We start from the raw sequence: 16,542 nt of genomic DNA, 5'->3' as shown, positions 1-16,542 counted from the left end.
CCCGTGGGAGAGGGAAGGGGTGAGGGCACCAGCCCGCACTGAACTAGGCCAGCTGCTTCCTGCTAATCAACGGCCCGTCATTCTTCTTCATCGACCGGTCCAGCACTTCCTCAATCACCGACGACAGCTCGTTCAGCTCAAATTTCGCCACGTAGCCGTCGGCCTTCACCTTGCGAATATGGTCTTCGTTCGCGTTCCCGGACAGGGAAGAGTGGATCACCACCGGAATATCCTTCAGGAACGGGTCGGTTTTGATTTTGCGCGTCAGCGTAAAGCCGTCCATCTCCGGCATTTCCAGGTCGGTCAGCACCAGCGCGATCTTATCGGTGATCGGCACGCCCTCGGCCTGCGCCTGCATCGCCAGCACGCCAATCTTCTCCCACGCGTCTTTCCCGGTGATATGCAGCTGCGCCGGGATCTCCATTGCCTGCAATCCCTTCTCCAGCATCGAACGCGCCACTTTAGAATCCTCCGCGACAATCGCAACGGAGCCTGGCTTGATGTTGAACTTGGTGGTTTTCAGGTTGGTGGCGTGCAGGTCGTGGTTCGCCGGGGTGATGTCATAGAGGATCTGCTCAACGTCCAGCACCATCGCCAGATCGTTGGTATCGGTCTTCTCGTCCAGACAGGCGATGCTGGTGATGTAGCGCCCGCTGACGGCGGTCTCTGCGGCGTGAACCTGTTTCCAGTCCAGACGCATAATGTTCTCAACGGACTCCACGGCAAACGCCTGCACGCTGCGGGCGTACTCGGTGATCAGCAAAATATTCAGCCCGGTCGTTGGCTTACAGCCCGCCACCGCCGCCAGATCGATAACCGGGATCACCTGGTCGCGAATGTTCACCATCCCCATCAGCGGTGACTTCATCCCCGCCGGTTTGGTGAATTCCGGCATCGGCACGATTTCGCGCAGCTTAAAGACGTTAATGCCAAACAGCTCGGATTTATTGTCGTTTAAAGAGGTGCCAAGACGGAACAGCAACAGTTCAAAACGGTTCGACAGGGTGAGATTCGCCCTGTCATCAATATCTTTCTGGAAATTATCCATTCTACCCTCAAGAGAAATGCTGACCTTTTAATCGTTATCGGCATCCTGAGGGAAAAGTGAAGGACTAAACGCTAACCTGGGCGAAATCTTCCGCCAGCTCGCAGCTGGCGAACACCTCGCGGCACTCTGCCAGCAGGCGGGCGCAGCCTGCGGCGTCGTAGCGCGAGCTGACGTGGGTGATGATTAACTTCCCGGCGTTTGCGTCACGGGCGAGCTGCGCCGCCTGACGCGTGGAGCTGTGGCCCCGGCCGTTGGCTTTCTCTTCCATTGCCGCTTCAAGCGTGGCTTCATGCACCATCACGTCTACCCCTTGGGCCAGGCGCAGCGCACCGTCGCACGGTGAGGTATCCCCGAAGATCGCGAGCGTCTTGCCCGGCTGCGGGGCGGAAAGATAGCGCTGCCCGTTAATCTCGCGCCCGTCTTCCAGCGTCACGGTCTCGCCCTGTTTCAGGCGCTGGAACAGCGGCCCCGGCTTCACGCCGTCGGCAATCAGCGCGGCGGCGTCGAGCGCGCCGGGTTTATCGTGCGCTTCAATCCGATAGCCGTAGCACTCCAGCGGATGCGCGAGCGGGTGGGCGCTGACCCTGAAGTCGCCGTCATCGAACAGCTCGCCTTCGGTTATCTCTACCACCTCAAGAGGGAAGTCGGTCCAGGAGCCGCTCAGGCGCAGCGTGGTTTCGACAAACTCCGCTATACCTGCTGGCCCGTAAATCGTCAGCGGATTAGGGTTTCCGGCCATCGAGCGGCTGCACAGCAGGCCGGGCAGGCCAAACAGATGATCGCCGTGCAGGTGGGTAATAAAGATTTTATCCAGCTTGCCCGGATGGTACGCGGTGCGTAACAGCTGGTGCTGAGTGCCTTCGCCGCAGTCAAACAGCCAAAGCCCGCTGCGGGTCGGTTGCTGCAAATCCAGCAGAATTGCCGTCACATTTCGTGAGCGGGTTGGCACGCCCGCAGAAGTACCAAGAAAAATCAGTTCCATAACGCAATCAGCCCTTTGCTGAACGGGAAGGTGTTTAGTATAACGTCATGAACCCCCAGGAAGGAGACAGACATGATCCAGTGGCAAGATTTACACCATAGCGAGCTGACCGTGAGTTCGCTTTACGCGCTGCTTAAACTGCGCTGTGAAGTATTCGTCGTCGAACAAACCTGCCCGTACCAGGATATCGACGGAGATGACCTGGTGGGGGAGAACCGCCACATCCTCGGCTGGAAAGATAACGAGCTAGTGGCGTATGCGAGGATTCTGAAAAGCGACGACGAATTCGAGCCGGTTGCGATTGGTCGCGTCATCGTCAGCGGCAGCGCGCGCGGTGAAAAACTGGGCTACCGCCTGATGGAGCAAACCCTGGCGTCGTGCGAAAAACAGTGGCCTGACAAGGCGTTATACCTCGGCGCGCAGGCGCATCTTCAGCCGTTTTATGCCCACTTCGGCTTTGCCCCGGTCACGGAGGTGTACGACGAAGACGGCATTCCCCACATCGGGATGGCGCGGGAAGCGAAACAGGCGTAGTGGCACGTCGTTGTCTATAGTTATCGGACTGATGCAAAAACATGGAGATAAATATGTCTTATCAATCCTGGGATACCCGTATCGATGACGACCTCGCTCTGCTGAGCGAAACGCTGGAAGAGGTATTACGCTCCTCCGGCGATCCTGCCGATCAGAAATATATCGAGCTGAAAGCCCGCGCCGAGCAGGCGCTGCATGAGGTCAAAAACCGCGTCAGCCACGCGTCTGACAACTACTACTACCGCGCCAAGCAGGCGGTTTATCGTGCCGATGACTACGTGCATGAAAAACCGTGGCAGGGTATCGGCGTCGGCGCCGCGGTCGGTCTGGTATTTGGGCTGCTGTTAGCCCGTCGTTAATCGTTGCTCAACGGTTAACCACTCCCTAAACGTGGGTACTGCTTTTTAGGAGCAGTACCCCGTATAATGCGAGGTTTTAACAGGGAGAGGCACGCGTGCAATCACTATTCCTCGCGCTGGAACGTCTTCGTACCCAGCTTGCACAACCATTACCGGCAGCGCCCGGCCTGCGTCATTTCGATGTCTCTTTCCCGTTAAACGATGCCTTCGATCCCCTTGCCTGGCTTGGCTCCCAGGTCTGTTATCCCCAATTCTACTGGCAGCAGCGTAACGGCGATGAAGAACTTGCCGCGCTGGGTGCGGTTGTTCATTTCTCAACGGCTGGTGCCGCCACGCGGTTTTTAAACGCTCAGGATGCGCCCGTCTCGACCCGTATCTGCGGTCTTAACGCGTTTAACCCGGAGCAGGGCAACCTGTTCCTGCCGCGCCTGCTCTGGCTGCGCAACGGCGGTATCGCCACGCTGCGCCTTCAGCTCTGGAGTGATTCTTCCCTTCAGGACGACGCGCATCGGGCGCAGGCCTTTCTACAGCAGCTGAATGGCTCACGACCGATCGCCAGGCTGTCGGTGCAGATCCAGAGCGAAACCCATCACCCGGACCGCCCCGAATGGCTGCGCCTTGTGCGCCTGGCAACGGACACCATCGCCCGCGGGGAGTTTGACAAAGTGGTGCTCGCCCGGGCAACGGATGTGCAGTTTACCCGTCCGGTGGATGCCATCGCGGTGATGGCCGCCAGCCGGGCGCTCAATTTACGCTGCTACCACTTCTGCATGGTCTTTGACGCTAACAACGCGTTTTTAGGCTCCTCTCCCGAGCGCCTGTGGCGACGCCGGGGCGATCTCCTGCGCACCGAGGCGCTGGCCGGGACGGTCGCCAGCCACGCCGACGATAAACAGGCGCAGCGCCTGGGCGAGTGGCTGATGAATGACGACAAAAATCAGCGGGAAAATATGCTGGTGGTAGAGGATATCTGCCAGCGTCTGCAACGCCACACCCAGACCCTGGAGGTGCTGCCCGCGCAGATTGTTCGCCTGCGTAAGGTGCAGCATCTGCGTCGCTGCATCTGGACGAAGCTAAAACAGCCCGATGACGAGCAGTGCCTGCATATCCTACAGCCCACCGCAGCGGTGGCGGGTTTACCGCGTCAGGCCGCCCGGACGTTTATCCAGAAGAATGAGCCGTTCGATCGCGAGTGGTATGCCGGCTCGGCCGGATATCTGTCGCGTGAGCAGAGCGAGTTCTGCGTGGCGCTGCGCTCGGCGCGCGTGCAAAACGCGTCCCTGAGGCTCTACGCCGGGGCCGGGATTGTCAGCGGCTCTGACCCGGAGCAGGAGTGGCTGGAGATAGAAAACAAAGCCGCCGGGCTGCGCTCTCTCCTCCTTAGGGATTAATACTGAGTCGCGCATTCCCGATTCATATCAAAATCTCATCTTTTTCTATTATTTATACTGTGTCGCAATATTGATACCGGACAATCTCATGTCAGTAAGTTCTTTTAACCGACGCTGGGCGACGGTAATCCTTGAAGCCCTGACCCGCCACGGCGTCAGGCACGTGTGTATTGCACCCGGCTCTCGCTCCACGCCGCTCACCCTGGCGGCGGCTGAAAACCGATCGTTTATTCATCACACCCATTTCGATGAACGCGGTTTAGGCCATCTGGCGCTCGGGCTGGCAAAGGTCAGCAAAGAGCCCGTGGCGGTGATTGTCACGTCCGGTACGGCGGTGGCGAACCTCTATCCGGCGATTATTGAAGCCGGACTCACCGGGGAAAAACTGATCCTGCTGACGGCAGACCGCCCGCCGGAGCTTATCGACTGCGGCGCGAATCAGGCGATCCGCCAGACGGGCATCTTCGCTTCCCACCCTTCTCAAACCATTTCTCTGCCGCGCCCGACGCAGGATATCCCCGCAAGCTGGCTGGTATCGACCCTCGATCACGCGATGGGCACGCTTCGAAGCGGGGCGCTGCACATCAACTGCCCGTTTGCCGAGCCGCTGTATGGCGAGCTGGACGACACCGGGCTGGCGTGGCAGCAAACCCTGGGCGACTGGTGGAACAGCGAAAAAACCTGGCTGCGTGAACAGACGCATCTGGAAAGCGCAAAGCAGCGCGACTGGTTCTTCTGGCGTCAGAAGCGCGGCGTGGTGCTGGCCGGGCGCATGAGCGCCGCCGAGGGCAAGCTGGTGGCGGAGTGGGCGAATACCCTCGGCTGGCCGCTGATTGGCGACGTGCTGTCGCAAACCGGGCAGCCGCTGCCGTGCGCCGATCTGTGGCTCGGCAACGCGAAGGCGGTTACCGAGCTGGCGCAGGCGCAGATCGTGGTGCAGATTGGCGCAAGCCTGACCGGAAAACGCCTCCTGCAATGGCAGGCCACCTGCACGCCGGAAGAGTACTGGCTGGTGGATCCGCTCGAAGGACGCCTCGACCCGGCGCACCATCGCGGCCGCCGTCTGGTGAGCGACGTTGGCGCCTGGCTTGCGCTGCATCCCGCCGAAAAACGCAAGCCCTGGGCGGTAGAGATCCCCGAGCTGTCGCGTCAGGCGTGGGAACTTACCCGGCAGCAGTGCGAAAGTTTTAGCGAGGCCGGGCTGGCCCATCGTATTCGTCAGTACCTGCCCGAGCAGGGGCAGCTCTTTGTCGGCAACAGCCTCGTGGTGCGCCTGATTGACGCCTTTTCCCGGCTGCCTGCCGGGTATCCGGTCTACAGCAACCGCGGCGCGAGCGGCATCGACGGGCTGATTTCAACCGCGGCGGGGGTGCAGCGCGCCAGCGCGAAATCGACGCTGGCGATCGTCGGCGATCTCTCCGCGCTTTACGATCTCAACGCGCTGGCGCTGCTGCGTCAGGCCTCCGCGCCGTTCGTGCTGATTGTGGTCAATAACAACGGCGGGCAGATTTTCTCCCTGCTGCCGACGCCGCAGAGCGAACGCGAGCAGTTCTATCTGATGCCGCAAAACGTGCAGTTTGAGCACGCGGCTGCGATGTTCAGCCTCACATACCATCGCCCGGAAAGCTGGGCCGACCTGGAAACGGCGCTAAGTACCGCCTGGCGACAGCCGGGCGCGACGCTGATTGAGCTGGTGGTGAACGACTCCGACGGCGCGCAGAAGCTGCAACATCTGCTGGCGCAGGTAAGCCACCTGTGATCCTCTCAGGCGTGCAGCAGGCCGGAAAGCCAGGCACACCCTGGCTGGTCTTTTTGCACGGTTTTTCCGGCGATTGCCGCGAATGGCAGACGGTCGGGGCGGCGCTCAGCGACTATCCCCGGCTGTATCTCGACCTGCCCGGGCACGGTGCTTCCGCGTCGATCGGCGTGGCGGATTTCCACGCGGTCAACGCGCTGCTCGAAAAAACGCTGCTTAGTTACAACATACTTAACTACTGGCTGGTGGGGTACTCCCTCGGCGGCCGCATTGCGATGTTCCATGCCTGCCAGCGCCCGACGGGGCTGTGCGGGTTAATTGTCGAAGGGGGACATCCCGGACTGCAAACTGCCGCCGGGCGCGACGCGCGTCGTCAGTCCGACTGGCGCTGGAGCGAGCGTTTTCGCCATCAGCCGCTGGAAGAAGTCTTTGCCGACTGGTATCAGCAGCCCGTTTTTGCCTCCCTGACCGACGCCCAGCGCCGTGAGCTGATTGCCCTGCGCAGCCAGAATAGCGGCGTGCGTCTGGCCGATATGCTGGAGGCCACCTCGCTTGCGGTGCAGCCCGATCTGCGGGCAGACCTTCGCGCAAGCTCAATCCCTTTTTACTATTTATACGGTGAACGTGATGACAAGTTCGCAGCCATTGCCCGCGAACTTCATGCCGATTGCCATGCGATCCCTCATGCCGGACACAATGCCCACCGGGAAAACCCGGCTGCGGTGGCGGCGAGTCTGGCACAGATACTGCGTCTTCGAACTAAGGACACTCTATGATCTATCCTGATGAAAACATGCTTTACGCGCCGGTTGAATGGCAGGACTGCTCCGAAGGTTACACGGACATTCGCTACCACAAGTCCACCGACGGCATTGCTAAAATCACCATCAACCGCCCTCAGGTACGCAACGCGTTCCGCCCGTTAACCGTCAAAGAGATGATCCAGGCGCTGGCGGATGCGCGCTATGACGACAACATCGGCGTGATTGTGCTGACCGGCGAAGGCGAGAAAGCGTTCTGCTCCGGCGGCGATCAGAAAGTGCGCGGCGACTACGGCGGATACCAGGATGACGCGGGTACGCATCACCTGAACGTGCTCGACTTCCAGCGCCAGATCCGCACCTGTCCAAAACCGGTGGTAGCGATGGTGGCAGGCTATTCCATCGGCGGCGGCCACGTTCTGCACATGATGTGCGATCTGACCATCGCGGCGGAAAACGCCATCTTCGGCCAGACCGGCCCGAAAGTCGGCTCCTTCGACGGCGGCTGGGGCGCATCCTACATGGCGCGCATCGTCGGGCAGAAGAAAGCCCGCGAAATCTGGTTCCTGTGCCGCCAGTACAACGCCCAGGAAGCGCTGGACATGGGGCTGGTCAACACCGTGGTGCCGATTGCCGATCTTGAAAAAGAGACCGTGCGCTGGTGTCGCGAAATGCTGCAAAACAGCCCGATGGCGCTGCGCTGCCTGAAAGCCGCCCTGAACGCCGACTGCGACGGTCAGGCGGGTCTTCAGGAGCTGGCAGGTAACGCCACCATGCTGTTCTACATGACCGAAGAGGGTCAGGAAGGACGCAACGCGTTTAACGAAAAACGCCAGCCGGACTTCAGCAAATACAAACGGAACCCGTAATGCGCCGCGCCCAGGTTTACCGCTGGCAGATACCGATGGACGCGGGCGTGGTACTGCGCGAGCGGCGGTTAAAAACCCGCGACGGACTGTTTGTCCATCTGCAACGGGGCGTGGGCGAAGGCTGGGGCGAAATCTCGCCCCTTCCGGGCTTTAGCCTGGAGTCGCTCGATGACGCGCAGGCTGCGCTACTGGCCTGGGCGAGCGCGTGGCGCGACGGCGCCGATCCCGCGCTGCCGGACGTTCCCTCTGTCGCCTTCGGCATTAGCTGTGCGCTGGCGGAGCTTGACGGCACGCTGCCCGCTGACGCCAACACCCGCACGGCGCCGCTCTGCACCGGCGATCCGGATGAACTCTTCGCGCTGCTCTCCGCCATGCCGGGCGAGAAGGTCGCCAAAATCAAGGTCGGCCTGTACGAAGCCGTTCGCGACGGCATGGTGGCGAACCTGCTGCTGGAGGCGATCCCGGATCTGCATCTTCGTCTGGACGCGAACCGCGCCTGGACGCCGCTCAGGGCGCAGCAGTTTGCCAAATACGTTAATCCCGCCTGGCGCAGCCGCATCGCCTTTATTGAAGAGCCGTGCAAAACCCGCGACGATTCCCGCGCGTTTGCCCGTGAAACCGGGATTGCCATCGCCTGGGATGAGAGCCTGCGCGAGGCCGATTTTGCCTTTGTCGCCGAGCCGGGCGTGAGCGCCGTGGTAATCAAGCCCACCCTTACCGGAAGCCTTGAGAAGGTGCGCGGGCAGGTGGCGGCGGCGCACGCGGCGGGCATGACGGCGGTGATCAGCTCCTCAATTGAATCCAGCCTCGGCCTGACGCAGCTTGCGCGCATCGCCGCCTGGCTGACGCCGGACACGGTACCTGGTCTGGACACGCTGAACCTGATGCAGGCGCAGCTTATCCGCGAATGGCCGCAGAGCACGCTGCCGTGCCTCGGCGTTGAGGCGCTGGAGCCGCTGCTATGAGTTTTCCCGACTGGCCGTGGCGGCACTGGCGCGCGCAGTTTGCCGACAAACCGGCGCTGCGCGTTGACGATCGGACCCTAAGCTGGGAAACCCTGTGCGGGGAAATCGACCGCCTCGCCACCGGGTTTTATCAGCAGGGGGTGAAAGAGGGCGATGGCGTAATGCTGCTGGCCCATAACCACCCGCAAACCCTGCTGGCGTGGCTGGCGCTGCTGCAATGCGGCGCGCGCATTTTGCCCGTCAATCCCCAGCTGCCGCGCCCGCTGCTGGACGTGCTGATCCCGCAGATGACGCTGCGTTTCGCGCTGGTGCTGAACGGGGCGTTTGACGGGCTGCCGGCCCTGACGATGGACGCCGTGCCGGGGCATCATGCGGCGTCGTGGCAGCCTGAACGGCTGGCCTCTATGACGCTCACCTCCGGCTCCACCGGGCTGCCGAAAGCGGCGGTGCATACCTGCGGCGCGCACCTTGCCAGCGCGCGAGGCGTGCTGTCGTTAATGCCCTACGGCGGCGATGACGACTGGCTGCTGTCGCTACCGCTCTTTCATGTCTCCGGTCAGGGGATTTTATGGCGCTGGCTGCTGGCGGGCGCGCGCTTAACCGTGCGCGAAAAACAGCCCCTGGAGCAGGCGCTGCAAGGCTGTACCCACGCCTCGCTGGTGCCGACCCAGCTCTGGCGGCTGCTCAATGGCGACAGCCCGATGGCGCTTAACGCGGTGCTGCTGGGCGGCGCGGCCATTCCCGTTGAGCTGACGCAACAGGCGCGCGAGCAGGGCGTGCGCACCTTCTGCGGCTACGGGCTAACCGAATTTGCCTCCACCGTCTGTGCCAAAGAGGCTGACGGCGAGGCGGACGTGGGGCGTGCGCTGCCGGGCAGGGAAGTGCGGGTCGTGGACGGCGAAGTGTGGCTGCGCGCGCAGAGCATGGCGTCGGGCTACTGGCGGGACGGCGCGCTCATTCCGCTGGTGAACGCGCAGGGCTGGTTTGCCACCCGCGATCGCGGCGAGCTGCACAACGGTTGCCTCACCGTTCTGGGGCGCATGGATAACCTCTTTTTCAGCGGCGGAGAGGGCGTACAGCCTGAATCGCTGGAGCGGGTTATCGCCACCCATCCGCAGATTTCACAGGTGTTTGTCGTTCCGCTGGATGACGCCGAGTTTGGTCAGCGCCCGGTGGCGGTGGTCGAGTGCGAGCCGGGAACGGACATTACGCAGTTCCCTGAATGGGTTCGCGACAGGCTGGCGCGCTTTGAGCAGCCGGTTCACTGGCTGGTCCTGCCCGCAGAGCTTAAAAACGGCGGTATCAAAGTCTCGCGCAGGGCGCTACAGCAGTGGGTCAACGCCGCGCTCAAGCGTTAACGCGATTTTGCGTAAGTTTCATATCGTTACAAACTAATCGCCGCGGATACGCTCATAACGTTGATCCCTCGCAGTCTCAGGTTAAAATCTCGCGGTTTTGGGACATCTCATAAAATTGTGCGGGATCACGACAATGAAAAAAGTGGCATTACTGGGCTTAGGCCTGATGGTTGTATCTGCGGCGGCTAACGCTATCAGCTTTAACGGCTCGGCGGGTCAGGATTACACCCATCTGGGCTTTGGCCTGGGTACGGACAGCGCAGGCCTGGCGATGACCGGCGGCTGGACGCATAACGACGACGACGGCGATGCGGCGAGCCTGGGTCTCGGTTTTAACGTTCCTCTTGGCCCGTTCCTCGCCACCGTGGGCGGCAAAGGCATCTACACCAACCCGAACGACGGTGACGAAGGCTACGCGGCGGCAGTCGGCGGCGGCCTGCAATGGAAAATCGGCGACAGCTTTGCGCTGTTCGGCGAGTACTACTACTCCCCGGATTCCCTCTCCAGCGGTATCGACAGCTATGAAGAAGCCAACGCCGGCGGGCGCTGGACCATCATGCGTCCAATTACCATTGAAGCGGGCTATCGCTACCTGAACCTCGCCGGTAAAGACGGCAATCGCGACAACGCACTGGCCGACGGCCCTTACGTGGGCGTCAGCGCAGGTTTCTAATCTGCCCGGCGCGGCGTCCTGCCGCGCCAGTTTCTCTCTCTCCCATACCTCCCGAAAAATCCTTTCGTAATACTTACTTCCCACAGCGATGGGTAAATTACCGACAAGTGAAAAAATTACAGCGACACCCTGTTCCGGCTGTAAATCGCCGAAGCGTTTCCGTAAGGCCGGGGCGAGGCGCATGGACGCGCCGAGAGGGCATAGCCTGCATGGATGCAGGCTGGTGCCCGACACGATAGCCTGAAGGAATAAGCTGAGGGTCACCGCGAAGCGGCGATTTTCTTGCCGGGAGCCCGGGTGGTCAGGGAGGCGGCGGTGAGCCTCCCTGACACGTTCACAAGTAGTGTGGTGACAGAGAAGCAAGGAACGTGAGGTGAACGGAATGACCACCGGAGCCGTATGTTCCCCCTCACCCCATCCCTCTCCCTCGAGGGAGAGGGGGTTGTCCGTGCCCCCCATATTTTGTTTGAGCCTAATCCTCAGCCCATCCCCCGCCTGATTGCGCTATAGTGTCTCCACCATACAAGCGGGAGAACACAATGATAAACGTGGAGATGTTATCCACCGGCGACGAAGTGCTGCATGGTCAAATTACCGATACCAATGCCGCCTGGCTGGCCGATTATTTCTTTGAGCAGGGATTGCCGTTAACCCGGCGCAATACCGTAGGCGACAACCTTGAGTCGCTGGTCAACATTTTGCGCGAGCGCAGCGAACACGCGGACGTGCTGATCGTAAACGGCGGACTTGGCCCCACCAGCGATGATTTAAGCGCGCTGGCCGCCGCAACCGCAAAAGGGGAAGGGCTGGTGTTGCACGAAGAGTGGCTCACGCAGATGGAGCGCTTTTTCAGCGATCGCGGTCGCGTGATGGCCCCGAGCAACCGCAAGCAGGCCGAAATCCCTGCCAGCGCCGAGCTGGTGGATAACCCGGTCGGCACCGCCTGCGGGTTTGCCCTCCAGCTTAACCGCTGCCTGATGTTCTTCACCCCCGGCGTTCCTTCTGAATTTAAAGTGATGGTTGAGCAGCAGATCGTGCCGCGCCTGCGCGCGCGTTTTACCCTGCCTGAACCGCCGCTGTGCCTGCGCCTGACCACCTTTGGTCGTTCCGAAAGCGACCTCGCCCAGAGCCTTGATCACCTGCAACTGCCGCCGGGCGTGTCGATGGGCTATCGCTCTTCGATGCCGATCATCGAACTCAAGCTGACCGGCCCGGCAACGCAGAAAGCCGCGATGCTGGCGCTGTGGCCCGAAGTGCAGCGCGTGGCGGGCGAAAGCCTGATCTTCGAGGGAACCGAAGGGTTGCCCGCGCAGATCGTGCGCCAGTTGCAGGCGCGTCAGCTGAGCCTTACCTTAAGCGAGCAGTTCACCGGCGGACTGCTGGCGTTGCAGCTTTCCAGAGCCTGCGCGCCGCTGCTGGCAAGCGAAGTGGTGCCGTTCCAGCAGGAAACGCTGGCGCAGACGGCGCGCTGGGCCTCCGAGCGCCGGGTAAACCATTTTGCCGGGCTGGCCCTTGCCGTGGGGGGCGTGGATGATGAACATCTCAACTTCGCGCTTGCCACGCCGGAAGGCACCCACGCGCTGCGGGTGAAAATGAGCATTACCCGCCACAGCGTGGCGGTGCGTCAGGAAGTGTGTGCCATGATGGCGCTCAACATGCTGCGCCGCTGGCTGAACGGCAAAGAGGTGGCCAGCGAGCACGGCTGGATCAACGTCGTCGAGTCGATGTTTATCGAATAAGACGTTGCCGGGGCGCTTCTGCCCCGGCAGGTTTACCCCAGCGCCCGCGCGAGCAGGGTGACAGGATGTTCGCAGCGCTTGCTGGTGGACATCTCAATCTGCCATTTACAGGTTTCACAGTCGGTCACCACCAGATCCGCGCCGCTCTCCTCTATCTGGCGGAAAAGCGGGGCGCCAATCGCCTGCGAGGTGCCGTAGTTTTCACGCTTAAAGCCGTACGTCCCCGCAATGCCGCAGCAGCGCGAATCCAGCACCGTCAGCTCAAGCCCCGGAATAAGGCGCAGCAGCTCCAGCGTATACAGCGACCAGCCCATTTTCTCCATATGACAGGGCGTGTGATACACCACTTTCAGCGGCAGCTTGCCCAGCGGCAGCGTTTTGCCGTCGTCGAGCTTACGCCACAGAAAGCGGGTTGCCAGCTCGATGTGCTCGCGCAGGCCGCTATTGTCAACGTCCAGCAGGTGCGGATACTCGTCGCGCAGGGTAAAGGTGCAGGTGGACGAGGTCGCCAGCACCGGTATGCCTTTGTCGACGATGGCTTCACGCAGCGAGGTAACGTTGCTTTTTGCCTGCCTGCGCGCCTTGTCGGTAAAGCCGTTGGCGATCAGCGGCACGCCGCAGCACTTCTCTTTGCTTAACAGCTGCACGCCGATGCCCAGGGCGTTCAACACCTTCAGCAGATCTTTGCCTAGCTGCGGGTGGTTGTAATTCACGTAGCAGCCGTGGAAAAACGCCACCTGGTCGGCGTACTGCGCCTGCTCTTCCGCCACCGATTTATACCAGCGGCGGAAGGTGCCGTGAGAGTATTTCGGCAGGCTGCGGTGATGGTCAATTTTGAGCGTGGCGTCCAGCAGCTGGCGCACCGGTTTTAGCGAGGTCGCGGCGTTCACCAGCGGGGCGAACGGCGTTGAGACCGTGCCCATCAGATCCGTATGGCTGAGGATCGCATCGCGCAGGGAGGGTTTCTGGCGGCCGTAACGCGCCCGCGCCCGCTGGATGATATCGCCAATCTTAACGTCAGACGGGCAGGCCACCTCGCAGCGCTTGCAGTTGATGCAGTATTTCAGCGCGTCGTCGTAGAGCGCGCCATCCTTGAGGCGCAGGCGCTCGCCGTCAGGCCCGGCCTGTTTCGGGCCAGGATAGGCAGGATTAACGCCGCTGACCGGGCAGACCGTGGTGCAGACGGTGCATTTAATGCAGCTTTCAAAACGGGTGTCGTTCATGGTTGTGCTCCCGGCCGTGTGCCAATCTGCTCTGCCACGCAAAGGGCTGTTACCGCGCATACGCCGCCCCCGCAGCCCAGCGCGATGGGATCGTATCCTCCCAGGATCGACCCGATGGCGTAGAGGTTATCGATACACACTCCGTCGATGTGCGGGCAAAGGCGGCTATCGACGATAACGCCGAACTGCTGCCAGGGCTGCGGGGTGAAGAAATCGCTCTGATACCAGTCGGCGCGCGAGGACGGTTGCCGCACGTCCAGCCCGAGAATGGCCTCGCGCACGCCGGTGCGGCTGCTTATCAGACCGTTGCTGAAGAAACTGCCGCTGGCGATCACCGCAGCGCGGGGGCGCAGCGGGATATCCCCGTGGTTGCGCGTCCAGATCTCAGTGACCTTGCCGTCAGAGAGGCTGATTTTTTTTACCTCGTCACCCGCCATCCAGACGCCACCCTGGGCGATAAACTGACGCTGAAGCTGATGATGCAGGCGAATGCCGGGCACCGACGGCGGAAGCGTGGGAAGCAGGCCAATGGTGCAACTCAGTTTGTCCGACAGCCAGCGCCAGCGCCGGTTATCGCTCAACCCAAAGCAGGCGGGCATCAGCAGGGTATCGCAGCGCCCGGCGAGCGGTTTTAGCGCCTCGTACAGCGCCGGCCCGTTTTCGTCACGATCCAGCAGGCGGGCGATATTCACTGCCCGAAATTCGCCGGGGTTCTCGCGCAGCGGGTTGAGCTCCGGCAGCGCGATGTCCGCCGCCTCCGCGCTGATGCCGCGCTGGCAGAGCGAGGCGGCCGCCAGATGGGGCTGGAAATCGAGGAAACCTTCTATCCCCACCACCAGCACCCGCCCGGCGCTAACGGGCGCCACGGGCACCTCTTCCGGGCTGAGCCAGGCGGAACGCAGTGTCCCAAGCGGCGTGACCCGCTGGTGGTTACGCTGCGCGCTGCCCTGCAAGCGCGCGCCGCAGGCCGCCAGCAGCGCTTCGGTGTCATAAGCAAAGCGGGCAACGTTTTCCGCGCCGATCAGGGTGTAGGGATGTTCCGGCGGCAGCGCGTCAAGCGCCGTCAGCGGGGAGGCGACCCGGGTGCCGTCCGGCAGTGCGCCCAGCAGATCCAGCGAGCCTGACGAGAAGTGCAGGGCGCTCTGGCCCCGGGTGACGATGGCGCAGCGCAGCCCCAACTGGGTGAGTTTAATTCCGCAGAGCAGGCCCGCCAGTCCGCCGCCGATGATGGCCGTATCAAATTTCATCCTGATGCTCCTCCAGACCGCACAGCCCCTGATAGACCCAGCGGGTAAATTCGCTTTCGCGCAGGGCATCGCCCCAGGCGATGGGCTGAATGCCTTTCCAGCGCTCGTTAAGAAACTCACTGAGCTGGCTCAGCGACTGGGTGGCGGTCGTGGCGTGAAAACGTTGCAGCAGCCCGGCGGCGCGACAGGCGCACAGTTCGCCCTGGCAGGTGCCCATCCCCACGCGCGTTCGACGACGCAGATCGAGCAAGTTATTGACCGTCAAATTTTCAACCGCGTACTGCACTTCCCCTGCGGTAACGGCCTCGCATTCGCAGACCAGGCTGCGGCTAAGACGTCCTTCGCCGAGCCAGACGGGCGTGCGATCCCCGTGACGATAGATAGCCGAACCGCGCAGCGGGGCGGGCAGGGAGATGATTTTTTGCAGCGTCTTTTCGGTCGATTGCCGCGAGCCGGGAAGCGCTTTTTCAGCCGTCACGCAGGGCTGCGCGTTGCCGAGCTTGCGGCACACGGCGTCGGTCGCCATCTCGGCCATCAGGCGGTAGGTCATCAGCTTGCCGCCGGTGATGGTGATAAAGCCCTCCAGGCCGTCGCGCGCGGCGTGGTCGAACAGCACAATGCCCCGGCTAACGTTGCGCCCGCTCGGATCGTCATCGCTGGCGACCAGCGGACGCACCCCCGCGTAGGCGCGTAAAATGCGGGTCCGGGCCATCACCGGGGCCAGCTTTTCCCCTTCGCGCAGCAGGATATCCACCTCGTCGGCGGTGACCCGGTTGTCGTCTATGTCTTTGTAATCAATGTGGGTTGAGGTGGTGCCAATCAGCGAAATAGTATCGCCGGGTACCAGAATATCGGCGTCAGAGGGTTTGCGGCAGCGGTTGATGACGTGGTTATTAATGCGGTGATCGAGGATCAGCAGCGAGCCTTTCGCCGGGAACATGCGAACGTTAAGGTCGGCATATTCCGCAATGCGCTGCCCCCAGATCCCCGCCGCGTTCACCACCACCGAGGCGTACAGCTCGCTGTGTTCACCGTACTGCGGGTCGAACACCCGCACGCCGCGCACGGTATCGCCCTCGCGGATTAGCCCGGTGACCTCATGCCCGGTGAGGATGCGCGCCCCGTGCTCGCGCGCGTCCAGCATGTTGGCGGCGGTGAGGCGGAAAGGATCGACGGTGCCGTCCGGGACGTTTACCACGCCGACAAGCGACGGGTTAACGGACGGCTCCAGGCGACGCGCCTCGGCAGGATCGAGCGCCTCGGCAGTAATCCCCGCCGCGGTACAGGCGCGGATAAAGGTTTGCTGGAACGCGAGGTCATCTTCGGGAAGGGTGATAAACAGGCCGTTAGTCTGTTCCACGCAGTGGCGGGCGATGCGCCTGAGGATCTGGTTTTCAGCGATGCATTCGCGGGCGGATTCGCCGTCGGTCACCGCGTAGCGCGCGCCGCTGTGCAGCAGGCCGTGGTTGCGCCCGGTCGCGCCGGTGGCGATATCGTGACGCTCCAGCAGCGTGACCGACAGCCCGCGCAGGGCGCAGTCGCGCGCGATTCCCGCCCCTGTTGCGCCGCCGCCAATGATAATCACATCGCTATAGCGGGGGTCGTGAATTGTCATTGTCTTCCCTCGTGTTCGTTTT

15 protein-coding genes are annotated in these 16,542 nt (G+C 62.0%); 10 read left to right on the top strand and 5 right to left on the bottom strand.

What is annotated here, in order from left to right; all coding sequences use genetic code 11:
- Positions 1–43 precede the first annotated feature (43 nt).
- Both ACSVHP_RS14615 and rnz read right to left on the bottom strand, forming a co-directional pair.
- Positions 44–1,048: a chemotaxis protein gene (locus ACSVHP_RS14615; RefSeq protein ID WP_447552272.1), complete on the bottom strand. Its 1,005-nt coding sequence runs from the start codon at positions 1,046–1,048 to the stop codon at positions 44–46.
- A gap of 64 nt (positions 1,049–1,112) precedes the next feature.
- Positions 1,113–2,030 (bottom strand): ribonuclease Z, encoded by a 918-nt coding sequence (rnz, locus tag ACSVHP_RS14610; protein ID WP_447552271.1) that lies wholly within the window; start codon positions 2,028–2,030, stop codon positions 1,113–1,115.
- Between the two features lie 72 nt (positions 2,031–2,102).
- Here rnz and ACSVHP_RS14605 point away from each other — a divergent pair, with 72 nt between their 5' ends.
- The 10 genes from ACSVHP_RS14605 to ACSVHP_RS14560 all read left to right on the top strand — a co-directional run bounded on the left by ACSVHP_RS14605 (position 2,103) and on the right by ACSVHP_RS14560 (position 12,435).
- The gene (locus ACSVHP_RS14605) at positions 2,103–2,564 is read left to right on the top strand and encodes a GNAT family N-acetyltransferase (protein ID WP_447552270.1); all 462 of its coding nucleotides are present in this window, start codon (positions 2,103–2,105) and stop codon (positions 2,562–2,564) included.
- 53 nt (positions 2,565–2,617) lie between these two features.
- A complete protein-coding gene (elaB, locus tag ACSVHP_RS14600) occupies positions 2,618–2,923 on the top strand; it encodes a stress response protein ElaB (protein ID WP_234675424.1) in 306 nt (101 codons plus the stop codon).
- Between the two features lie 95 nt (positions 2,924–3,018).
- Positions 3,019–4,314, top strand: a complete 1,296-nt coding sequence (gene menF, locus ACSVHP_RS14595) for an isochorismate synthase MenF (RefSeq protein WP_447552269.1) — start codon at positions 3,019–3,021, stop codon at positions 4,312–4,314.
- An 88-nt stretch (positions 4,315–4,402) separates the two neighbouring features.
- The gene (gene menD, locus ACSVHP_RS14590; RefSeq protein ID WP_447552268.1) at positions 4,403–6,073 is read left to right on the top strand and encodes a 2-succinyl-5-enolpyruvyl-6-hydroxy-3-cyclohexene-1-carboxylic-acid synthase; all 1,671 of its coding nucleotides are present in this window, start codon (positions 4,403–4,405) and stop codon (positions 6,071–6,073) included.
- Positions 6,070–6,846 carry a 2-succinyl-6-hydroxy-2,4-cyclohexadiene-1-carboxylate synthase gene (menH, locus tag ACSVHP_RS14585; protein WP_447552267.1) on the top strand — a complete coding sequence of 259 codons (777 nt, stop codon included), beginning with the start codon at positions 6,070–6,072 and terminating at the stop codon, positions 6,844–6,846. The genes menD and menH overlap by 4 nt, the downstream gene beginning before the upstream one ends.
- Entirely contained in the window at positions 6,843–7,700 is an 858-nt protein-coding gene (gene menB / locus ACSVHP_RS14580) for a 1,4-dihydroxy-2-naphthoyl-CoA synthase (protein ID WP_014832749.1), read from the top strand. Before menH ends, menB begins: the two co-directional genes overlap by 4 nt.
- On the top strand, positions 7,700–8,665 hold the full coding sequence (menC, locus tag ACSVHP_RS14575) for an o-succinylbenzoate synthase (RefSeq protein WP_447552266.1): 966 nt from the start codon (positions 7,700–7,702) through the stop codon (positions 8,663–8,665). Before menB ends, menC begins: the two co-directional genes overlap by 1 nt.
- The gene (gene menE, locus ACSVHP_RS14570; protein ID WP_447552265.1) at positions 8,662–10,023 is read left to right on the top strand and encodes an o-succinylbenzoate--CoA ligase; all 1,362 of its coding nucleotides are present in this window, start codon (positions 8,662–8,664) and stop codon (positions 10,021–10,023) included. Before menC ends, menE begins: the two co-directional genes overlap by 4 nt.
- 133 nt (positions 10,024–10,156) lie before the next feature.
- Positions 10,157–10,696, top strand: coding sequence for a YfaZ family outer membrane protein (locus ACSVHP_RS14565; protein WP_417315823.1), 540 nt, complete (start codon positions 10,157–10,159; stop codon positions 10,694–10,696).
- Between the two features lie 539 nt (positions 10,697–11,235).
- Entirely contained in the window at positions 11,236–12,435 is a 1,200-nt protein-coding gene (locus ACSVHP_RS14560) for a nicotinamide mononucleotide deamidase-related protein YfaY (protein WP_447552264.1), read from the top strand.
- A 32-nt stretch (positions 12,436–12,467) separates the two neighbouring features.
- Here the strand turns inward: ACSVHP_RS14560 and glpC are convergent, their stop codons facing one another.
- The 3 genes from glpC to glpA are packed head-to-tail and all read right to left on the bottom strand — an operon-like array spanning position 12,468 to position 16,520.
- Positions 12,468–13,658 carry an anaerobic glycerol-3-phosphate dehydrogenase subunit GlpC gene (gene glpC, locus ACSVHP_RS14555; protein ID WP_447552263.1) on the bottom strand — a complete coding sequence of 397 codons (1,191 nt, stop codon included), beginning with the start codon at positions 13,656–13,658 and terminating at the stop codon, positions 12,468–12,470.
- Complete coding sequence (gene glpB / locus ACSVHP_RS14550) at positions 13,655–14,905, bottom strand: glycerol-3-phosphate dehydrogenase subunit GlpB (RefSeq protein ID WP_447552262.1); 1,251 nt, start codon at positions 14,903–14,905, stop codon at positions 13,655–13,657. The genes glpC and glpB overlap by 4 nt, the downstream gene beginning before the upstream one ends.
- Complete coding sequence (gene glpA, locus ACSVHP_RS14545; protein WP_447552261.1) at positions 14,895–16,520, bottom strand: anaerobic glycerol-3-phosphate dehydrogenase subunit A; 1,626 nt, start codon at positions 16,518–16,520, stop codon at positions 14,895–14,897. The genes glpB and glpA overlap by 11 nt, the downstream gene beginning before the upstream one ends.
- Between the last annotated feature and the right edge of the window lie 22 nt (positions 16,521–16,542).

The sequence above is a fragment of the Enterobacter sp. 186315 genome (genome assembly GCF_053290175.1).
This window is presented reverse-complemented; position numbering and strand designations above follow the sequence as displayed.